Genomic DNA, 12,190 nt, shown 5'->3' on the forward strand with positions numbered 1-12,190 from the left:
ATCAGCTCAGGGGGAGCGGATACAGGTGGCAGCCCTTGTAAGGCAAGGGGGCAGAGCGCAAGTGTCCCGCAGCACATCCTGCACGACTGGGCTCAGTCCCGAAGAAGCCCTACGATATCGTAGGTCTGCTCAAGGATCGGCGTGGCAATCGCGCGGGCTTTCTGCGCGCCTTGCGACAGGATCCGGTCGATCTCGGCGGGATCGGCCATCAGTCGGGCCATCTCGGTTGAGATCGGTGCCAGCTTCTCGACGGCCAGATCGGCCAGAGCGGGCTTGAACTGGCCCCAGCCCGCGCCGCCATGCTCAGCCATCACCGCCTCGACACCCTGCCCCGAAAGGGCCGCGTAGATGTTGACCAGATTGCGCGCCTCGGGCCGCTCGGACAGGCCCTCGTAGCTCTCGGGCAAAGGCTCGGGATCGGTGCGCGCCTTGCGGAACTTCTTCGAGATCGCGTCCGCGTCGTCGGTGAGGTTGATCCGGCTTTGATCCGAGGGATCACTCTTCGACATCTTTTTCGATCCGTCACGCAGGGACATGATCCGCGTCGCAGGCCCCTCGATCACCGGCTCGATCATCGGAAAAAACTCGACGCCGTAATCGTGGTTGAACTTTGCCGCGATGTCACGGGTCAGCTCCAGATGCTGCTTCTGATCCTCGCCCACGGGCACCTGCGTCGCGTGGTAGGTCAGAATGTCGGCGGCCATGAGCGCGGGATAGGCGAACAGCCCCAGCGAGGCGGCCTCGGCGTTCTTGCCGGCCTTGTCCTTCCACTGGGTCATGCGGCCCATCCAGCCCATCCGCGCAACCGTGTTGAAAACCCACGCCATTTGTGCGTGCTCGGGGACCCGGCTCTGGTTGAACAGCGCCGAACGCGCGGGGTCGAGACCGGCGGCCATGTAACCGGCGGCCAGCTCGCGGGTGTTATGGCGCAGCGCTTCGGGGTCCTGCCAGACGGTAATCGCGTGCTGGTCCACGATGCAGTAGAGCGGCGGCTCTTCTGTCGTGTCCTGCATGTCCACAAAGCGCTGGATCGCGCCCAGATAGTTGCCGAGCGTCAGCCCGCCGGAGGGCTGGATGCCGGAGAAGATGCGCGGGGTAAACTGGGACGGGGTGTCGGACATTACGTTTGGCCTTTCCTGTGGGCTCAGGCTCGCTTACCCATGGCCCCGCTGACCGTCAAGAAAGGCCCTGCCATGCGTCCCGGCTACAATGAGCGTCCGATCAACTCCCTGCCCCCCGTGGTCATCGCCGTGACGCTGCTGGTCGTCGGGATTGAACTGGCCTTTCAGCTGGGCCGCATGGGGATTGTCGGCGGCGCGGCGGGGGTCGGGCTGCGGCTCGAAGCGCTGAATGCGTTTGCCTTCTCACCCCGCTTGTTCGAGCGCATGGTCGAAGCGAACAGCTATCCGCCGCGTCAGCTTGCGCGGCTGGTGACCTATAGTGTCGTGCATCTGAGCTTTTCTCACATGCTGTTTGTGGCCGTGTTCCTGCTGGCCCTCGGCAAGTTGGTGGCCGAGACCTTCGCCTCCTGGGCGTTCCTCGCCATCCTCGTGGTCTCGGCGATCTCCGGCGCGCTGGTCTACACGCTGTTGCCACAGGAGACCGCGTTGGTGGGTGGATATCCGGCGGTTTACGGACTGATCGGGGCCTATACCTTCATCCTCTGGGTGGGCCTCGGGGCAGCGGGGGAACAGCGGGCGCGGGCCTTCACGCTCATCGCCTTCCTGTTGGGCATCCAACTGGTGTTCGGTGCGCTCTTTGGCGGGTCGTTGGACTGGATCGCGGATCTGGGGGGCTTTGCCGCAGGATTCCTCTTGTCCTTCGTCGTCGCGCCCGGCGGCTGGCACCGGATGCTGGAGAAGCTCCGCCAGCGCTAAGCTCTCGACTGTCCGGCCCTGAGCAGGCATGTTGACGGCGACCAGAACCGCCGAGGCCCCATGACCGACACACCCTATCAGGTGCTCGCCCGCAAATACCGCCCGCAGGTCTTTGCCGATCTGATCGGACAAGAGGCCATGGTGCGGGTGCTGACCAATGCCTTTGCCGCGGATCGCATTGCGCAGGCGTTTATGCTCACGGGTATCCGGGGGACGGGCAAGACCACCACCGCGCGAATCATCGCCAAGGGGATGAACTGCGTGGGTCCCGACGGGACGGGCGGGCCGACAGTGACGCCTTGTGGCGAGTGTGAGCCGTGCCGGGCCATCGCCGAAGGGCGGCACGTGGATGTCATGGAGATGGACGGCGCCAGCCAGACCGGCGTGAACGACATCCGCGACAACATCCTGAACTCAGTGCAATACGCGCCCAGTTCTGCTCGGTATAAGATCTACATCATCGACGAGGTCCACATGCTCTCGACGAGCGCGTTCAACGCGCTCCTGAAGACCCTCGAAGAACCGCCTGCCCATGTGAAATTCATCTTTGCCACAACCGAGATTCGCAAGGTTCCGGTGACGGTGCTTTCCCGATGCCAGCGGTTCGACCTCCGGCGGATCGAGCCGGAGGTGATGATCGCGCATCTGGATCGGATCGCCAAGGCCGAGGGCGCGGCGGTCAGCGGCGATGCGCTGGCGCTCCTGACCCGCGCGGCGGAGGGGTCCGTGCGCGATGCGCTGTCGCTGCTGGATCAGGCCATCGGCCATGGGGCCGGGGAGACCGGCGTCGGGGAGGTTCGCGCCATGCTGGGCCTTGCCGACCGGGGCCGCGTCATGGACCTGTTCGAGCGGATCATGGCGGGCGACGCGGCGGGCGCTCTGACCGAGCTGTCGGCGCAATATTCTGACGGGGCCGACCCGGCAGCAATTCTGCGCGATCTGGCCGAGGTGACCCACTGGATCAATGTCTCGAAGGTCACCCCCGATGCGCTGGAGGACCCCACCGTGGGTCCCGATGAACGGGACCGGGGCCGTGATCTGGCGGAGCGCCTGTCCCTGCGGTCTCTGGCGCGCATGTGGCAGATGCTCTTGAAAGCTTTGGAGGAAATCTCCGTCGCGCCGAATGCGATGATGGCCGCAGAAATGGCGGTGATCCGCATGACTCACGTTGCCGAATTGCCGCCGCCCGATGACCTGATCCGCCGGTTGAAAAGCGGGCCTGGTCCGCAGGCCCCCGCGTCGGGCGGTGGTGCGCCGGCAGCCCAGACGGCTCCGGCACGCTCTGCGCCCCATGCCAGTGCGCCTGCCAGCGTCCAGACCGGTGGTGCGGTCACGGCGCTGGCCCGCGCACCCGAGGAGTCTCTGGCCCGCTTCCATCGGTTTGAGCAGGTGGTGGAGCTGATCCGCGCCAACCGGGATGCGAAGCTGCTGATCGACGTGGAAACGGGCGTTCGGCTGGTCAGCTACGCGCCGGGTCGCATCGAGTTCTCGCCAGCCCCCTCTGCTCCGGCTGATCTGGCGGCGCGTTTGTCGGGGGCTTTGGGTCGCTGGACCGGCGCCCGCTGGGGGGTGTCGGTGGTCGCGGGCGGCGGTGGGCCGACTATTGCTGAGCTTCGCGATGCCGAAGAGGCCGCGCTCCATGATGAAGCGCTGGCCCATCCGCTGATGCAATCGGTGATCGCGGCGTTCCCGGAGGCGCATATCCTTGAGATCCGCACGCCCGACCAGATCGCTGCCGAGGCCGCTGAGGAGGCGCTGCCCGAGGTCGATGACGAATGGGATCCTTTCGCCGACGACTGACGGGCAACGCCTCGGTTCAGCCTATCGGATTGATATCCCCGACAAAGCGGATCAGGTCGGCCATGGTGAACTCACCGGAGACCTGCGAGGGCAGAGTGGGACGCCAGTTCACGCCGCGCTGCCAGAGATAGGACTGGTGGTCCCCATGGACGAGCCCCACGAGCGTCTCGGCGATGATGGTCGAGCCGACAGTGCCGAGGCGTTCACCGTTATGGCGCACCTGCGCTTCCTTCAGCACGTAATACCAGAGCGGGGTCTGTTGATGCAGCCCGTGGTTCTGGGCCACCTGCCCATCGGGACCGCTGGCGATCTCGGCGGAGGTCAGCGGGTTGGCGATGCCCATGGCGTCCGCGATCATCTGCCCTGACGGCAGGCCCAGCTGCACCCCCCGGATCAGGTTGCGCGCAGCTAGGTTCTTCAGGATCTGGTCGCCGTGGCCCTCGGGCAGGTTGAACAGTTCGGAGGCGAGAAACGGATCGAGCTTGCGTGCCATCTGGGTGAGGCCCGAGTTATCCACCTCGTAAAAGCGCCGCCAGTCGATGATCCAATTCTCGGGTAGAGTGTCAAAGGCACCCGGGTTCTGTGCCGCCAGATCCCCCATGATCCGACCCGATAGCCCGGTGAACAGGAACAGGAGGTCAAAGCCCGTCGGATCAAAGAGCCGGTTGTGGCTGTAGCGGTTGCGCACCATGGAATGGCCCAGCCGGTAGGCACCACCGGAGAACTCCACGGGCATATAGGGGGTCTTCTTGAAGCGGTAGAACTTCCGCCCGTCATGGAGGATGCGATCCACAGTGCCGGGTTCAGTCAGCCGCCCCAGATAGTCGTGGAGCACGATCCACTGGTAATGCCACGTGGCGAGTTGGCGCGCGTTCTCAAACAGGGTTTCCTCGCTCTCACCTTGCGCTTCGCGCATGTCCACGATGGCGTTGTGGAATTTCAGCATCGCCAGATGAGTCTGCGAGACCAGCAGGTTCTCGTCATTTCGGTGATCGCCGATCAGCGCGCGCCCCTCGGGGCTGCGCGGCAGGTCGTTGCGGAACGGGCCGCCGGAGACGTCTGTGACGTCTGAACAGGTGCCGATCAGCAGCCGCGGGGTTGCTCGGCCGGTCGAAGGGTCGCGGGCATAGAGATGTGGGCTGGCATCCGGGCCGCGCCCGTAAACGCTGTCGAGATCCAGCGCGGGCGAGCGGAAATTCTGCGTCGCCTGCGGGTCGTTCATCTTGTCGCCGAGCGAGGTCAGGTCGAGCGTAATATCGTGATCGACGAACTGCCCGAAATAGGTAAAGCCTGCCGGGATATTGGGATTATCGTCCGAGACGTTGTCGGGATCCACCATGGCGTTGGCCAGATCCAGCAGCGCCGCGTTGTCCACATGCAGCCCCGGCAGGCCCGGGAACATGCGTCCGAATTTTCCCGGATCGTCATGGCCTGAGAGTGTGTCAAGCTGCGCCCGCGTAGGCTTCCGCCCGGCACTTCCATGGCCGGGATTAAGGTTAACCGCAACGTTCATTGGAAATTCCTCCCTAAAAATAAAATGGTCTCAATGCAGATTTGTGAAAATGCTTCTGCAGGGGCAGCTTACTGCAAGCCTTATGGACCGGGATGTGAATTCGGTGTGAAGGGCTGCGCTTGCCCCGATGGCCTGCTCCGCCTATCTGGGGAGGAACCACAGGACAAAGGAGCACGTGATGCTGAAGGGTTTGGGCGGTCTCGGCGACATGGGCAAGATGATGAAGGCCGCGCAGGAGATGCAGGGCAAGATGGAAGCGCTGCAGGAAAGCCTGAAGACCACCATGGTCGTCGGCGAGAGCGGCGCGGGCATGGTCAAGGCGACTGCGACAGCTAAGGGCGAGCTCACCGGGCTTGACATCGATCCGTCGATCTTCAACCCCGATGAAAAGGAAGTGGTCGAAGACCTGATCCTCGCTGCGATCAAAGATGCGCAAGGCAAGGCGAAGGATCGTGAGATGGCGGAGATGCAGAAGATGACCGAAGAGCTGGGCCTGCCCGCCGGCATGAAAATGCCGTTCTGATCCGACATGGCCGAGGCGCCGGACGATATTCAGGCGCTCATCGACCTGATGGCGCGGCTGCCGGGGCTCGGTCCCCGATCCGGTCGTCGCGCCGTTTTGCATTTGTTAAAAAAGCGCGGGCTGCTGATGCGGCCTTTGGGGCAGACGATGCTGGCCGTCGCCGAGAGCGCCCGCGATTGCCTGACCTGCGGCAATATCGGGACTTCCGATACCTGCCCGATCTGCGCCTCCGAGAAGCGTGCGACGGGAGAAATCTGTGTCGTCGAGGATGTGGCGGATCTTTGGGCGATGGAACGGACCGGGGTGTTTCGCGGGCGATATCATGTTCTTGGCGGGACGCTTTCGGCGCTGGATGCGGTGGGTCCCGAGGATCTTCGCATTCCGCTGCTGGAACATCGGATCGGGGATGAGGGCATCACAGAGGTGATTTTGGCGCTGGGCGCGACGGTGGATGGCCAGACCACGGCCCATTACATCTCCGACCGGCTGAGCGGCCATGAGGGGCTGACAATCACCTCGCTGGCGCAGGGTGTGCCGGTGGGTGGTGAGCTGGATTACCTCGATGATGGCACCATCGGTGCGGCGCTCAGGGCGCGGCGCGCGCTCTAGGTTTCTTGGGGTCATCCCCAAACTCTCCACAAGATCCTGCGTGCCTCCCCCAAAAGAAGTCTTTACACATGGCAAAACGTACCACACCATATCTTGCGAGGGCCGTGCGCTCTTGCACGGTATCTCGGTACGCCCCCGAAGATTTGGGGATACAGAGAGAGTGAGGGCGCCATGTCGCTGAACGAGCCGTATTTCACATCCGATTACATTGACCCCATTGATATCGTTGAGCATCTTGCGGAGTTCAATGCGTGGGAGTTTGACCGCGTAGCTGCGGATCAGATCGCCATGCGGGTGGATGCCCAGTGGCGGAGCTACTCCGTAACGCTTGCCTGGTGTGGTGGCGATGAGACGTTGCGGCTGGTCTGCACCTTCGAGATGGAGCCCCCCGAAGAACGGATGGGGGAGCTCTATGAGCTGCTCAACGCGATGAACGATCAGTCCTGGCTTGGGGCTTTCAGCTACTGGCGGGATGAGAAACTCATGGTCTATCGGTCCGGCTTGCCGCTGGACGGGGATCAGATGGCCGCGCCCGAGCAGATCGACCGCATGATCGAGGAAGCGCTGAGCAATGCCGAGCGGTTCTACCCGGCTATTCAACTTGTCTGCTGGGCCAATCGTGCCCCGAAGGACGCTATGCAGGTGGCGATTGCCGAGACCTACGGCACAGCCTGACCTGCCGCGCAGGGGCCGCGGACCACGACCGGCAAGCACAAGAACAAGGTAACCGCGGCCCCATTCGGGCGCGGATGGAGGATCAGGTGAATATCAGCGAGATCAAACGTCGGGGCATGGTGATGCTAGGCTGTGGCAAGATGGGCTCGGCGATGTTGGCGGGCTGGCTGCACGGTGCGCTCTCGCCGTCGGAGGTCTGGGTTGTGGACCCGCACCCCTCGGATTGGCTCAAGGGGCTGGACGGGCTGCATCTGAACGCAGATCTGCCCGAGACACCGGCGCTGATCGTGGTGGCAGTGAAGCCGCAGATGATGGACGCGGCTCTGCCCGATATCGGACGCTTTGGCGGGGGTGACACGGTGATCCTGTCGGTGGCTGCCGGTGTGACGCTCGCCCGCTATGAGGCTGTGTTCGGCGCGGGGACCCCCATCGTCCGGGCCATGCCAAACACGCCATCGCAGGTAGGACGCGGGATCACGGCGCTGGTGGCGAATGCTCCGGGGCAGGCCGCCCTGGCGGTCTCGGCGGAGCTGATGAACGCTGTCGGCCAGTCGGTGATGCTGGAGGACGAATCGCAGATGGATGCGGTGACGGGCGTCTCCGGCTCGGGACCGGCCTATGTCTTTCACATGATCGAGACGCTGGCGGCGGCGGGCGAGGCGCAGGGCTTGTCCCCGGACCTCGCCATGGCGCTCGCCAAAGCGACCGTGGGTGGGGCAGGCCAACTGGCAGAGGACAGCGCGTCTGATCCGGCGCAATTGCGCAAGGACGTCACCAGCCCGAACGGCACCACGCAGGCTGGGCTGGAGGTGCTTATGGCCGAACTTCCGGATCTGATGACCCGGACGGTCAAGGCCGCGGCCGATCGCTCGCGTGAGCTCGGCGCATGACCGCGAGTATCGAGGATTTTCTGAAACTCGACATCCGCGTGGGTCGGATCGTCCGAGCGGAGCCCTTCGTCAAAGCACGCAAACCCGCGTACATCCTGACCGTCGATTTCGGTGGGGAGATTGGCGAGAAGAAGTCATCGGCGCAGATCACCCAAAATTACACCCCCGATTCGCTGATCGGACGGCAGGTTCTGGCGGTGGTGAATTTCCCGCCGCGCCAAATTGGCCCGATGATGAGCGAAGTGCTGGTGCTGGGCGTGCCGGATGCGGAGGGAGAGGTGGTTCTCGTTGCCCCCACCGCTGAGGTGACCGAGGGTGGGCGGCTCTACTAAGCGGACTGCAAGGCACGCTTGTTTTGGGCATGGCGGGTCACAAGACGGCGCGCCCTCTTTCCCTCTACAATAGGCTCAGCGGGACGCGGCGCGTCGCCGAACAGCGTCTGGTATTCGCTGAGTTGGGCGGCAGGCAGGGAATACTGCGTCTGAGGGCCTGGAAAGAAGCTCTCGCTCCAGCAGCCTTCCGACCGGACGATCTCGTGACCTGCAAAAATCAGGTGGATATAGGTGCAGCCAGCGTCGGGCTGAGCGATCCGGATCCCGGGCAAGTCGATTAGCTTACGTGCGGCAACGAGCGCAGGACCACCAACCATGCGCTGCGTGATCTTACTGTCCACGAGGATGCGGTGCTGGGGGGATACCCGGAGAGTCCGCGCCGGTATTCCGGGGCCGAGCGCTCCTGCGGTAATCTCCACCGGCCAGAGATTGGGGCGCGCGGCCAGTTCCACTGGGCCAAGATGCCGAACTCCGAGACTCCTGAGCGGCTTCGCCCCACCGGCGCGCGTGGTGATCAGATCGCCCGGCTCAAGATCCTCGATCACTTTCTCACCGGTCGGTGTCGAAACATGCGTCCCGGCAACAAAGCAAACCACGTTGGTGTTTGAGGTGCTGAGATCGTTGATGCTGGTATTCAACATCTGAACCGCGCCGCCCCCCAAGCCCGGAGGGATATCGATCCGGATCGAGCCGTCCCCCAGATCAGTGGTGGCGGCGATCAGTTCGTCGAAGGTGAGGAAGAATGCGCTCAGGTCGATCGTATCGAGACCGGCTTCAAAATCGGTGACAACATCCGTCGCCCCGTCGTTCAAACCTGCGCCAAGAAAGAGGTCGGCGCCCGCTCCGCCAGAGAGCGTGTCCGCGCCGTCTCCGCCCGTGATCGTATCCTGACCCGTACCGCCATCGATGCTGTCATCCCCGCCGCCGCCGACGATGCTGTCGTCACCGCCCGCGCCGAGAAGGATGTCATCATTGATGCCGCCAAAGATGTTCTCGTGAAAAAACTCGCCCTGCACGGTGGTCAGCGACGATCCCAGCGTCTGGGCCGAGAGAAGCGTCATCCGCGCCATATCGTCGGCCGTGCGGGCATCTGTACCCGTGAGCGATTCAAGCAAGGTCGCCATGTCGGAGTAATGCGGTGCGAACGCGGTCGATTCGATGAATTGAGCTGGCCCTATTGGATCGTACGCCCGTGACGTCGCGCCGATGAGATAGGTTTCTGCCGTGCCATCTCCATCGGCATCGTAATCGATAAAATTGCCACCACCACTCATGCCGCCAAGCACTTCTGCGCCGTTGACGGTGTAGTAGCCTCCGATATCGCCACCGACGTTCTGCTCGGTATAACTGAGCAGCGTACCTGTGGTTTCGTGGAGTGTCCCGTCCTGGCCATCCAGCGAGTTGGCCGCGGCCGGATAGCCTGTCACGGTCACGGTCAATCCGGCGAGATCATTCTGGTCGTTGGCAATCAGGAGCGGAATGGAGGGACCGTCATAAAACGCCCCTGTGCTCGTCAGGCGGTCGCCGGTAAACAGGACCATGTCATAACCGGCCTTTACGAAATCTACCGTCCCATCGAGGTCCGTATCATCGCGGTAAGCGTCCCATGGGGCGCCCCCGTCTGGCAGAGTGTAATCATACCCAATGGCGTTATGGGCTTCGGCCTCTCCGGTGAGGCTGCTTTGAGGGACGGCGACCTTCGTTTCTGTCCCGTCTTTCGGGTTGTGGTTTGCCGAAAAATAAATCCCGCCACCCAGATGTGCGCCGGAGAATTTGACATCAACGGACGCAAGATGCTCCGGCTCTGTGCTGTTCGGATCTACAATGCTGATGGCCATACTGCCGGTCCGCGCTCCACTCTTTGCCGATACAAAATACGGTGTGAGGTCCATTTATAAAATCGCGATACAGCTCACATTCTCATCAGTTGTACTTCGAATAAGGATTTCCAACTATCCAAAGGGGCTACCACGAAAAGCAGTTGACCGGTTTCAGGGCTCAGCCGCCCACTGCGTCACGCCAATGACGGCGACACAGAGAGACGTAGGTGTCGTTCCCGCCGATCTGCACCTGAGCGCCGTCCATCAGCGCTTGACCGCCGGGAGACTGGCGGATCACCATCGTGGCCTTGCGCCCGCAATGGCAAATTGTGCGCACCTCCCGCATTTCATCGGCCAACGCCAGAAGCGCAGCGGAACCGGGGAAGAGTTTACCCCGGAAATCCACTCGCAAGCCGTAGCACATCACCGGAAGCCCAAGATCGTCGACAACTTTCGCCAGTTGCCAGACCTGCGCCTCCGTCAAAAATTGTGCCTCATCGACAAACACACAAGCTGGCCGGTCTACGCCCGTCCAGCTTTCGGCTCTTTCGTAGAGATTATCCCCGGGCGCGTAAGTCTCGGCCGTCGCGCTAATTCCGATGCGGCTGGCGATGTTGCGTTCGCCCGCGCGGTCGTCAATGGCGGCGGTCAGGAGCCGTGTGCTCATGCCGCGTTCATTGTAGTTATAAGACGCTTGGAGGAGCAAAGTCGATTTGCCAGCGTTCATCGTCGAATAGTGGAAATAGAGCTTCGCCATCGTATCACTGCAGTCCGGAGGTCTGTGAAGTCCGACAGTGTTTGGCACAGTATCAAGATGGGCAACAAGGCCGCCATTCGAACGACGGATTGCGGCAGGCCCGGAGTGAGCCTGCCGCGAAGGTGCAACCGATTACTTCGGCAGAATCACGGTGTCGATAACGTGAATGACGCCGTTGGAGGCCTCGATGTCGGCCTGGGTCACCCGGGCGCCATTGACGCGGACCTGATCGCCCTCGCGCACCGCGCGCAATTCCTGGCCGTTGACCGCCTCGGCTGTGATGCCGGATTCGGTTACGGCTACGGAAGGGATCTCCTGCGCCACAACATGCGTCGTCAGAATGCTCTTCAGCGTGGTCATGCCCGGCTCGGCCAGCAGCTGGTCAAGCGTGCCTGCTGGAAGCTTGGCAAACGCGGAGTCGGTCGGGGCAAGAACGGTGAACGGTCCGTCACCCCGCAGCGTGTCCACAAGGCCAGCCGCCTGAACCGCCGAGGCAAGCGTCGAGAACTGGGGGTTCTGCGTCACCACATCGACAATGTCCGGGGTGCTGGAGCTGGTGCTGATGCAGCCCGAAACGGCCATGAGGGTAGCACCGGCGACGGTTGCGAGAAGGGTACGACGGAACATTCTAAACTCCTTTTTTATTCTGAGCACACAAATAGAACGCGAAAGGTAGTTGACCAGTCAGGATCGAAATAATTATCGGATTGCTCGGTATTTTTTGATCGTTCGCGGGTCGCCGCGCCGATTGCGATCAGTAGCTATAGCATGCTTCAGCCGGATCTCCTTCGTCCTGAGCTATTTTCAGCTTCCGCAATTGAGTGCCGACCACTGGAATGGTGCAGGCAATGACCGGCTTGAGAGGCTTACAGGGTTCAATCCAGTGTGAAACGGCCGGACTGGCTGCCTGGAGCCCTCTTATTTAGTTCGCCCTGAACAACACCCATCCCATTGTTTTTATATGTAAAGCAGTGTCTCCGTCAGGCTTCAGGCCCAGCATTTGGTATTTCTGCAGCCGGACCCCTGCAATTTCGAGCTGCGATATGAAGCCCGGAAAGCCTTCCCCGAAACAGGATGATCTGCTGCGCGCGCGATGGGTCGGGATGATCGACATGCGCCACGAACTGGTGAAGCTCGCCGCTCTGATCGACCGGGAGGTGTTCGAGCGGGAACGGGCCGGGTTGTTCCTGTCGCAGACCGGTCGCCCTGCCACGCCGACGCGCCTGGTCGCGGGGCTTTTGTATCTCCGGCACGCCTTTCGGTTGTCCGACGAGGCGGTCGTGGTACGGTGGGCCGGGACGCCTTACTGGCAGCATTTCTGCGGCGAGACGGTCTTCCGGCATCGCCTGCCGATCGACCCCTCGTCGATGACGCGTTGGCGCAACCGGATCGGC

At 62.6% G+C, this 12,190-nt stretch carries 13 protein-coding genes; 8 read left to right on the forward strand and 5 right to left on the reverse strand.

Going from position 1 to position 12,190, the window contains the following annotated elements:
• Nucleotides 1-92: 92 nt before the first annotated feature.
• Nucleotides 93-1,121, reverse strand: a complete 1,029-nt coding sequence (trpS, locus tag FEV53_RS16130) for a tryptophan--tRNA ligase (RefSeq protein ID WP_142835815.1) — start codon at nucleotides 1,119-1,121, stop codon at nucleotides 93-95.
• A gap of 39 nt (nucleotides 1,122-1,160) precedes the next feature.
• Here trpS and FEV53_RS16135 point away from each other — a divergent pair, with 39 nt between their 5' ends.
• Together FEV53_RS16135 and FEV53_RS16140 are read left to right on the forward strand one after the other, a co-directional pair.
• On the forward strand, nucleotides 1,161-1,877 hold the full coding sequence (locus tag FEV53_RS16135; protein WP_246100847.1) for a rhomboid family intramembrane serine protease: 717 nt from the start codon (nucleotides 1,161-1,163) through the stop codon (nucleotides 1,875-1,877).
• A gap of 60 nt (nucleotides 1,878-1,937) precedes the next feature.
• Nucleotides 1,938-3,677 (forward strand): DNA polymerase III subunit gamma/tau, encoded by a 1,740-nt coding sequence (locus FEV53_RS16140; protein WP_142835816.1) that lies wholly within the window; start codon nucleotides 1,938-1,940, stop codon nucleotides 3,675-3,677.
• 16 nt (nucleotides 3,678-3,693) lie between these two features.
• On the opposite strand, the gene FEV53_RS16145 is transcribed toward FEV53_RS16140, so the two are convergent.
• On the reverse strand, nucleotides 3,694-5,190 hold the full coding sequence (locus FEV53_RS16145; RefSeq protein ID WP_142835817.1) for a peroxidase family protein: 1,497 nt from the start codon (nucleotides 5,188-5,190) through the stop codon (nucleotides 3,694-3,696).
• 178 nt (nucleotides 5,191-5,368) lie between these two features.
• Here FEV53_RS16145 and FEV53_RS16150 point away from each other — a divergent pair, with 178 nt between their 5' ends.
• The 5 genes from FEV53_RS16150 (at nucleotide 5,369) to FEV53_RS16170 (ending at nucleotide 8,219) form a co-directional block, all read left to right on the forward strand.
• On the forward strand, nucleotides 5,369-5,713 hold the full coding sequence (locus FEV53_RS16150) for a YbaB/EbfC family nucleoid-associated protein (protein WP_142835818.1): 345 nt from the start codon (nucleotides 5,369-5,371) through the stop codon (nucleotides 5,711-5,713).
• 6 nt (nucleotides 5,714-5,719) lie between these two features.
• Nucleotides 5,720-6,322 carry a recombination mediator RecR gene (gene recR, locus FEV53_RS16155; RefSeq protein WP_142835819.1) on the forward strand — a complete coding sequence of 201 codons (603 nt, stop codon included), beginning with the start codon at nucleotides 5,720-5,722 and terminating at the stop codon, nucleotides 6,320-6,322.
• A 171-nt stretch (nucleotides 6,323-6,493) separates the two neighbouring features.
• The gene (locus FEV53_RS16160) at nucleotides 6,494-6,997 is read left to right on the forward strand and encodes a type III secretion system chaperone family protein (protein WP_142835820.1); all 504 of its coding nucleotides are present in this window, start codon (nucleotides 6,494-6,496) and stop codon (nucleotides 6,995-6,997) included.
• An 86-nt stretch (nucleotides 6,998-7,083) separates the two neighbouring features.
• Nucleotides 7,084-7,887, forward strand: a complete 804-nt coding sequence (proC, locus tag FEV53_RS16165; RefSeq protein WP_142835821.1) for a pyrroline-5-carboxylate reductase — start codon at nucleotides 7,084-7,086, stop codon at nucleotides 7,885-7,887.
• Entirely contained in the window at nucleotides 7,884-8,219 is a 336-nt protein-coding gene (locus tag FEV53_RS16170) for a tRNA-binding protein (RefSeq protein ID WP_142835822.1), read from the forward strand. Before proC ends, FEV53_RS16170 begins: the two co-directional genes overlap by 4 nt.
• Here FEV53_RS16170 and FEV53_RS16175 read toward each other — a convergent pair.
• From FEV53_RS16175 to FEV53_RS16185, 3 genes are all read right to left on the reverse strand, one after another.
• Nucleotides 8,216-10,057: a Hint domain-containing protein gene (locus tag FEV53_RS16175; protein WP_185962260.1), complete on the reverse strand. Its 1,842-nt coding sequence runs from the start codon at nucleotides 10,055-10,057 to the stop codon at nucleotides 8,216-8,218. The two genes, FEV53_RS16170 and FEV53_RS16175, sit on opposite strands and share 4 nt — an antisense overlap.
• A 160-nt stretch (nucleotides 10,058-10,217) precedes the next feature.
• Nucleotides 10,218-10,796: a thymidine kinase gene (locus FEV53_RS16180; RefSeq protein ID WP_142835824.1), complete on the reverse strand. Its 579-nt coding sequence runs from the start codon at nucleotides 10,794-10,796 to the stop codon at nucleotides 10,218-10,220.
• A gap of 132 nt (nucleotides 10,797-10,928) precedes the next feature.
• Nucleotides 10,929-11,423, reverse strand: a complete 495-nt coding sequence (locus FEV53_RS16185) for a fasciclin domain-containing protein (RefSeq protein ID WP_142835825.1) — start codon at nucleotides 11,421-11,423, stop codon at nucleotides 10,929-10,931.
• A gap of 416 nt (nucleotides 11,424-11,839) precedes the next feature.
• Here FEV53_RS16185 and FEV53_RS16190 point away from each other — a divergent pair.
• Nucleotides 11,840-12,190 (forward strand): transposase (locus FEV53_RS16190; protein WP_142835826.1); only part of this gene is annotated, 351 nt, incomplete at its 3' end.

Source organism: Palleronia caenipelagi (assembly GCF_007004065.1).
Classification (GTDB): domain Bacteria; phylum Pseudomonadota; class Alphaproteobacteria; order Rhodobacterales; family Rhodobacteraceae; genus Palleronia; species Palleronia caenipelagi.

Bases quoted from the DNA above. Each gene is read 5' to 3' on its own strand.
- trpS (WP_142835815.1), bottom strand. From the start codon at position 1,121: ATGTCCGACACCCCGTCCCAGTTTACCCCGCGCATCTTCTCCGGCATC.
- FEV53_RS16135 (WP_246100847.1), top strand. From the start codon at position 1,161: ATGGCCCCGCTGACCGTCAAGAAAGGCCCTGCCATGCGTCCCGGCTAC.
- FEV53_RS16140 (WP_142835816.1), top strand. From the start codon at position 1,938: ATGACCGACACACCCTATCAGGTGCTCGCCCGCAAATACCGCCCGCAG.
- FEV53_RS16145 (WP_142835817.1), bottom strand. From the start codon at position 5,190: ATGAACGTTGCGGTTAACCTTAATCCCGGCCATGGAAGTGCCGGGCGG.
- FEV53_RS16150 (WP_142835818.1), top strand. From the start codon at position 5,369: ATGCTGAAGGGTTTGGGCGGTCTCGGCGACATGGGCAAGATGATGAAG.
- recR (WP_142835819.1), top strand. From the start codon at position 5,720: ATGGCCGAGGCGCCGGACGATATTCAGGCGCTCATCGACCTGATGGCG.
- FEV53_RS16160 (WP_142835820.1), top strand. From the start codon at position 6,494: ATGTCGCTGAACGAGCCGTATTTCACATCCGATTACATTGACCCCATT.
- FEV53_RS16170 (WP_142835822.1), top strand. From the start codon at position 7,884: ATGACCGCGAGTATCGAGGATTTTCTGAAACTCGACATCCGCGTGGGT.
- FEV53_RS16175 (WP_185962260.1), bottom strand. From the start codon at position 10,057: ATGGCCATCAGCATTGTAGATCCGAACAGCACAGAGCCGGAGCATCTT.
- FEV53_RS16180 (WP_142835824.1), bottom strand. From the start codon at position 10,796: ATGGCGAAGCTCTATTTCCACTATTCGACGATGAACGCTGGCAAATCG.
- FEV53_RS16185 (WP_142835825.1), bottom strand. From the start codon at position 11,423: ATGTTCCGTCGTACCCTTCTCGCAACCGTCGCCGGTGCTACCCTCATG.